1 protein-coding gene is annotated in these 1,040 nt (G+C 62.6%); it reads right to left on the bottom strand.

Annotated features, from left to right (window positions below; genetic code table 11):
* Nucleotides 1–952 (bottom strand): IS481 family transposase (locus PV773_RS25125; protein ID WP_347968988.1); only part of this gene is annotated, 952 nt, incomplete at its 3' end.
* Between the last annotated feature and the right edge of the window lie 88 nt (nt 953–1,040).

The following is a 1,040-nucleotide window of genomic DNA, read 5'->3' as shown; positions in this document are numbered from 1 at the left end:
TGTGGAGCCTCAACAGGTTGTCCTCGGTCAAAGCGAGGCGACTGATAGGTGTTTTGGACTTTAGGCTGCCGTGGGGACGGTGCCAATTGTAGCGATGCAGCCAGACCGGCAACTCTGCGGCACGGTGATCTGAAGTCGGATAGGCGATGGCATAGGCCCATTCGCGCAGCGCTGTCTGGATGAAGCGCTCGGCCTTGCCATTGGTCTTGGGCGTGTAGGGCCTTGTCCTAATGTGCTTGAGGCCGAGATCGCGGCAGGCCTTGGCGAAGACCTTCGATCTGTAGCAGGAGCCGTTGTCGCTCATGACGCGCGCGATCTTGACGCCGAGGCTGGCGTAATAGGCCACCGCCGCCTTGAGGAAGGCGATGGCGCTTTCCTTGCGCTCGTCAGGCAATATTTGCGAGAAGGCGATGCGGGAGGCGTCGTCAATGCAGACATGGACGAACTCCCAACTGCTGCCGCGCGAGCTGGCATTGCCGGTGCGCTTGCCGGTAATGCGATGACCGATGCGCTCGAAACGACCGAGCTTCTTGATGTCGATGTGGATCATCTCGCCGGGATGCTCGCGCTCGTAGCGCCGGACCGGTTCGGCCGGTTCGATATCCCTCAAACGCGACAGTCCGGCACGCTTGAGAACCCGGCTGACGGTGGCCGGCGAGACGCCGACCTCATGGGCGATGTGCTTGCCGGTCCAACGTTGCCGCCGCAGCGCCACGACGCGTTCGGCGATCGACGCAGCAGTGGCCTGTGGCATATGGGCGGGCCGCGAGGTACGGTCGACCATGCCGGCCCGCCCTTCGGCCTTATAGCGCTCGATCCAGCGCGCCACGATCTTGGCCGACACGCCATAGACGCGCGCCGCATGGGCTTTGGAAAAAACGCCCTCTACCACCGACAGCGCCATCTCCTCTCGACGCAGCGGCGTGAGACGGGCATTCTTATGGATGTTCATTCGGACCCTCCGGTGAGTGCTGAAGCGTGGTAACTCCAGTCTCCTCGGTCCGGTCCGAATGGACAACCTCCCGAAAGCTCACAGCTAG

It is taken from the genome of Mesorhizobium sp. CC13 (genome assembly GCF_039907765.1).
GTDB lineage: Bacteria > Pseudomonadota > Alphaproteobacteria > Rhizobiales > Rhizobiaceae > Aminobacter.
Note: the sequence above shows the minus strand (reverse complement) of the source record. Positions and strands in the feature narration are given on the sequence as shown.